At 73.0% G+C, this 4,966-nt stretch carries 4 protein-coding genes and 1 pseudogene; 4 read left to right on the top strand and 1 reads right to left on the bottom strand.

Annotated features, from left to right (window positions below; all coding sequences use genetic code 11):
• Nucleotides 1-247 (bottom strand): annotated as a pseudogene (locus AB0H87_RS37970) (hypothetical protein); the annotation flags it as partial.
• On the opposite strand from AB0H87_RS37970, the gene AB0H87_RS37965 reads away from it, so the two are divergent.
• From AB0H87_RS37965 to AB0H87_RS37950, 4 genes are all read left to right on the top strand, one after another.
• On the top strand, nucleotides 246-1,091 hold the full coding sequence (locus AB0H87_RS37965; RefSeq protein ID WP_360157389.1) for a trypsin-like serine protease: 846 nt from the start codon (nucleotides 246-248) through the stop codon (nucleotides 1,089-1,091). The pseudogene AB0H87_RS37970 and the gene AB0H87_RS37965 overlap by 2 nt on opposite strands.
• Before the next feature lie 140 nt (nucleotides 1,092-1,231).
• Nucleotides 1,232-1,630: a hypothetical protein gene (locus tag AB0H87_RS37960; RefSeq protein ID WP_360157386.1), complete on the top strand. Its 399-nt coding sequence runs from the start codon at nucleotides 1,232-1,234 to the stop codon at nucleotides 1,628-1,630.
• Entirely contained in the window at nucleotides 1,630-3,765 is a 2,136-nt protein-coding gene (locus AB0H87_RS37955) for a bifunctional polysaccharide deacetylase/glycosyltransferase family 2 protein (protein ID WP_360157383.1), read from the top strand. The genes AB0H87_RS37960 and AB0H87_RS37955 overlap by 1 nt, the downstream gene beginning before the upstream one ends.
• A gap of 36 nt (nucleotides 3,766-3,801) precedes the next feature.
• Nucleotides 3,802-4,966 (top strand): SulP family inorganic anion transporter (locus AB0H87_RS37950; protein WP_360157380.1); only part of this gene is annotated, 1,165 nt, incomplete at its 3' end.

The following is a 4,966-nucleotide window of genomic DNA, read 5'->3' as shown; positions in this document are numbered from 1 at the left end:
AGCTGGTGTACATCGTGGTCGCGGCGACCGTCGACGCGTCGAGCTCCTGTGCGGCCCAGCGGGCGAGCTTGAGCTCCGGGTGTGCGGTGACCCCGAACCGCTGATGGCTCGGTTCATGACCAGTGGCCCGGGCACGCCCACCGCCGGGACCGACAGTGACGGCGCGAGGACACCGAGCGCTCTGTTCGTAGCGGCGACCTTCGGCACGCCGCAGCCCGAACAGCGCCGTTACGAAGGGTAGCGACATGAAAGCATTCCGCCGCACATTGGTTGCGGCCACGCTGGCATTGGTGGGCATAGCGACGGCGGCGGCACCCGCCGCGGCCATCACCGGCGGCGAGCCGGACGGCAACCGTCATCCCAACGTCGGACTGATCCTGTTCTACCAGCCCGACGGCCGCTTCCGCTGCTCCGCGACGCTGGTCTCGCCGACGGTTCTGATCACCGCCGCACACTGCACCACCGGCACGCTCGGCAGCACCCTGGTCACCTTCGACTCGGTCATCGCGGAGCAACCGCCGAGCCCGTTCCCGGCCGCCGCCGATCCGAGCGCCGGCTACACCCCGGAGGAGATCACCGCTGCCGGCTATCTGTCCGGCACCGCCTACACCCACCCGGAGTACTCCGACTTCACCGACCTGGCCAACTGGAACGACGTCGGCGTCATCGTGCTCGACGAACCGGTCACCGGCATCACGCCCGCGACCCTCGCCCCGACGAACTACCTCGACCAGTTCGCCCAGCCTGTCCTCAACAGCACGACCTTCGACGTGGTCGGCTACGGCACCGAGGTCCGCAAGCCGGAGACCGGGCCGCAGAAGCCGCAGCCGATGAGCTACCCGCTGATCCGCCGTTACACCACCTCGCCGGGCCAGAAGCTCACGCCGCAGATTCTCCAGCTCAACGGCAACCCCAACGACACCCGCGGTGGCGGTGGCACGTGCTTCGGAGACTCGGGCGGCCCCGTCTTCCGCAACGGCTACATCGTCGCGGTGACCAGCTACGGCTACACCGACAACTGCCGCTACCTCGGCGGCTACCAGCGCGTGGAGATTCCCGTGGTCCAGCACTGGCTGGCCGATTTCGTCTGAGGCGTCAGCGCCCGACCACGTCACCGACGTGGCGTGGTCGGGCAGTCACCCGCCGCGCCGTGTGATGTGGGGCCGCGCCGAGACGCTGTTCCTGTCGTGCAACAGGCCGCTGACACCGCCTCACCAGGGAGTACGCGACGATGAGCGCGGACGTCTTCGTCGACCGGACCGGCCGGCGCCGCCGCATCCTGACCTGGCTCGCGGTCGCCGCCGCGGCCGCCCTGCTCGGCGCGCTCGGGCTGCTCGGTGCCGGCGTGTTCGCCGGCGCGCCGCTACCGCTGCGCGGTTGGACCGAGCACGGCGGCTCAGCGCCAGGGCCCGACACCGCTGTGATCGGCCCGGCACCGGCATCGACTCCCGCCGCGGTCCCCGCGACACCGACACGGGCTGTCGCGCCGAGCGTTCCCCCGCGCGCCACACGCTCCGCGGTTGCCCCGACCGGCCCGTCTTCCGGTGCGTCCGACCAGCCCGGACGACGGGTCGGGGCCGACAACCGGCCGACCGCCAAGCCGAGCCACCCCAATCCCAAGGCCGGCTGATGCCCGCCGGACACCGGCCGCGCCACGTCGCGCGGCGCGACCCGCGCGCCCACTGGCTGCTGTTCGCGCTCGCTCTCGTCGTGCTGCTCGCCGCCCTCGCGTTCGACGGCTACGCCCGCGGCGCGGGCGGCGGATCCGGTCGGCCGGAATCCACGTCGGCTGCTGCCGCCGCTCCACTCGACGGCCCGTTCGTCCGCGCCCAACAGGGCCGACAGGTGACCCGCTCGTTGCCCGCGAAAACGATCGCGCTCACCTTCGACGACGGCCCCGACCCGACCTGGACGCCGCGGGTCCTCGACGTGTTGCGCCGCCACGGCGTACCCGGCACGTTCTTCGCCGTCGGATCGCGGGTCGACGCGGAGCCGGCGCTGACCCGGCGGATCGTCGACGAGGGCCACGACCTCGGCTCACACACCTTCACCCACGCCGACCTCAGCAGCGCCGCGACCTGGCACCGGCACCTCGAGCTGAGCCTGACCCGCAACGCCATCGCGGGCGCGACCGGCCGACAGGCCCTGCTGTTCCGGCCGCCGTTCTCCTCGCGCCCGGGCGACGTGACCGCGGCCGACCTCTCGGCGCTGCGCGACGCCACCGGCCAGGGCCAGATCGCGGTCCTCGCCGACCTGGACACCAACGACTGGCGCCGGCCCGGCGTCGACTCCATCGTCCGGGCGGGCACACCGGCGGGCGGGACGGGTGCGGTGATCCTCATGCACGACGGCGGCGGTGACCGCGCCCAGACCGTCGCCGCCCTGGACGTGCTGATCCCTCGCCTGCAACGGCAGGGCTACCGGTTCACCACGGTGTCGTCGGCACTCGGCGTGGCGGCACCGACCGCGTCGACCGTCGACCGCGCGCGGGGCACCGCGTTGCGCTGGTTCCAGGCCCTCGGCGCGGGCCTGTCCACCGTCATGACCTGGCTGCTGGGTGTGGCGCTGGTGCTCGGCCTGGCACGGCTGGCGTTCCAGGCGGCGTGCGCGTGGCGACACGCCCGGCGCCGGCCTCGGCGCCCGGCGCGGGCCGTGTGGGCACCGGTCTCGGTCATCGTGCCGGCGTACAACGAAGCCGCGAACATCCGGGCGACCGTGCTCTCGCTGATCCGGGGGGACCATCCGGCCGTCGAGGTGATCGTCGTGGACGACGGCTCCACCGACGGTACGGCGGACATCGTCGAACGGCTGCGCCTGCCCGGAGTCCGCGTGATCCGCCAACGCAACGCCGGCAAGCCCGCCGCGCTCAACACCGGCATCGCGTACGCCCGCGCCGACCTGCTCGTCCTCGTCGACGGCGACACGATCTTCCAACCGGACACCATCCACCGCCTCGTGCAGCCGTTCGCCGACCCGCGCGTCGGTGCGGTGTCGGGCAACGCCAAGGTCGCCAACCGTGGCCGGCTGCTGGGCCGTTGGCAGCATCTCGAATACGTGATCGGCTTCAACCTCGACCGCCGCACCTACGCGCTGCTGCGCTGTATGCCCACGATCCCCGGGGCGGTCGGCGCGTTCCGCCGGGCCGCCCTGCGCGACACCCGCGGCGTCCCCGGCGACACGCTCGCCGAGGACACCGACCTGACCATGGCCGTCCACCGAGCCGGCTGGGAGGTCGCCTACGCCGAACGCGCGATCGCCTGGACCGAGGCGCCCGCGACGCTACGTCAGTTGTGGCGGCAGCGGTACCGCTGGGGCTACGGCACCATGCAGGCGATGTGGAAGCACCGTGCCGCGCTGCGCGAACGCGGCGCCGGCGGTCGGCTCGGGCGCCGGGCCCTGCCCTACCTCACGGTGTTCCAGGTCGCGTTGCCGCTGGCCGCGCCCGCGGTCGACGTCTTCGCCATCTACGGCCTGCTCTTCCTTCCCCCGTCCCGGTTGGCCACCGGCTGGCTGCTTCTTCTGCTGCTCCAGGCGGCAACCGCCGCGTACGCCCTGCGCCTGGACGGCGAGTCCCTCCGACCGTTGTGGAGCCTGCCGTTCCAGCAGGTGCTCTACCGCCAGATCATGTACCTGGTCGTCGTGCAGGCGGTGGTCACCGCCCTGCTCGGCAGCCGCCTGCGTTGGCACCGCATGGCTCGCACCGGAGCGGCCGCCGGACTTGCGGCGGAGCTCACCACGCGCAGGCCGCAAGCCCCGACGCGTTGACATCACCGCCGCGCGCCGACCGGCCACAATGGCGGGATGGTCCGCCGTCCCACGCTCCGGTCGTTGTTCCCGGGTGTCGCCACGCTGCGCCACTACGACCGCCGGTGGCTGCGCGGCGACCTGCTCGCCGGGGTGACGGTCGCCGCGTACCTCGTGCCGCAGGTGCTGGCGTACGCCACCGTCGCGGGCCTGCCGCCGGTCGCCGGCCTGTGGGCGATCCTGCCCGCCCTCGCCGTCTACGCCGTGCTCGGCAGCTCGCGCCTGCTCTCCATCGGGCCGGAGTCGACGACGGCCCTCATGACCGCGGTCGTCGTGGGACCGCTGGCCGCCGGCGACCCGGCCCGCTACGCCGGGCTCGCGGCCGCGCTCGCGCTCGTGGTCGGCGGGCTGTGCCTGATCGCCTGGCTGCTCCGGCTGGGGTTCGTCGCCGACCTGTTGTCGCGCCCGATCCTGGTCGGCTACCTCGCCGGCGTCGCGCTGATCATGATCGTGGGACAGCTCGACAAGCTGACCGGCGTACCCGTGGAAGGCGAGTCCTTCTACGCGCAAGCGAGCTCGTTCTTCGCCCACCTGACCGAGGCCGACGTCGCCACCCTCGTGTTCGCCGCCGTCGTCCTCGTGTTCCTCTTCGGCGTCCAGCGCCTCGTGCCCGTCGCACCGGCACCGCTGCTCGCGGTGCTGCTGGCCACCGCCGCCGTCGCCCTCTTCGGCCTGGAACGGCACGGCATCCAGGTCATCGGCACCGTCCCGCGCGGCCTGCCCACGGTCTCGCTGCCGGCGTTCGAGCAGCTCAAGGACCTCGTGCTGCCGGCGCTCGGTGTCCTGCTGGTCGGCTACACCGACAACATCCTCACCGCGCGCGCGTTCGCCGGCCGCCGCGACGGCGCGCCCGGGTCGCACGAGGTCGACGCCAACCAGGAGCTGGTCGCGCTCGGGGTCGCCAACGTCGGCGCGGGCCTGCTGCACGGCTTCCCGATCAGCAGCAGCGGCAGCCGCACCGCGCTGGCGAGTGCGGTCGGCGCCCGGACGCAGCTCTACTCCCTCACGACGCTGGCCTTCGTCGTGGCCACGCTGCTCTTCCTGGGTCCGCTGCTGACCCACTTCCCCACCGCCGCCTTGGGCGCGATCGTGGTGTACGCCGCCGTCCGGCTCGTCGCCAGCGTCGCCAGCCCGATGGCCATCAGCACGTACGAGAACAGCC

This window comes from Asanoa sp. NPDC050611, assembly GCF_040654855.1.
In the GTDB taxonomy this organism is placed as follows: domain Bacteria; phylum Actinomycetota; class Actinomycetes; order Mycobacteriales; family Micromonosporaceae; genus Asanoa.
The sequence above is the reverse complement of the archived record's forward strand: the minus strand, read 5'-3'. Positions and strand labels throughout refer to the sequence as shown.

Excerpts from the sequence above, each read along its gene's own strand:
- AB0H87_RS37965 (WP_360157389.1), top strand. The coding sequence starts at position 246 with ATGAAAGCATTCCGCCGCACATTGGTTGCGGCCACGCTGGCATTGGTG.
- AB0H87_RS37960 (WP_360157386.1), top strand. The coding sequence starts at position 1,232 with ATGAGCGCGGACGTCTTCGTCGACCGGACCGGCCGGCGCCGCCGCATC.
- AB0H87_RS37955 (WP_360157383.1), top strand. The coding sequence starts at position 1,630 with ATGCCCGCCGGACACCGGCCGCGCCACGTCGCGCGGCGCGACCCGCGC.